We start from the raw sequence: 283 nt of genomic DNA on the forward strand, positions 1-283 counted from the left end.
ATCAATTCAGCAGTCGTGAAGACTTTCGTTACGACCTATCCGGTTGGAAGAAGTGGTTGGCACTGTTTTGGTGCTGGGGATTAGTGTGCGTTGCATTCTTATTCCCTCTGGGTCAGTTGATGATCTATGCCTACAAATACTTTGCACAAAGTTGGACGCCTGAATTCAGAGAGTATGCTGTTAACAGTCTTTATGTGTCAGTAATCGCGGCGATTATTGGCGTTATCATTGCGATGATTGTGAACTTTAATCAACGTGTCAGCCCGAGTAAGAAAAATCAGGC

1 pseudogene is annotated in these 283 nt (G+C 43.8%); it reads left to right on the forward strand.

The features are described 5' to 3' along the window. Positions 1 to 283 (forward strand): annotated as a pseudogene (locus AB4486_RS24910) (iron ABC transporter permease); the annotation flags it as partial.

Source organism: Vibrio sp. 10N.222.55.C6, assembly GCF_041473395.1.
In the GTDB taxonomy this organism is placed as follows: domain Bacteria; phylum Pseudomonadota; class Gammaproteobacteria; order Enterobacterales; family Vibrionaceae; genus Vibrio; species Vibrio crassostreae_C.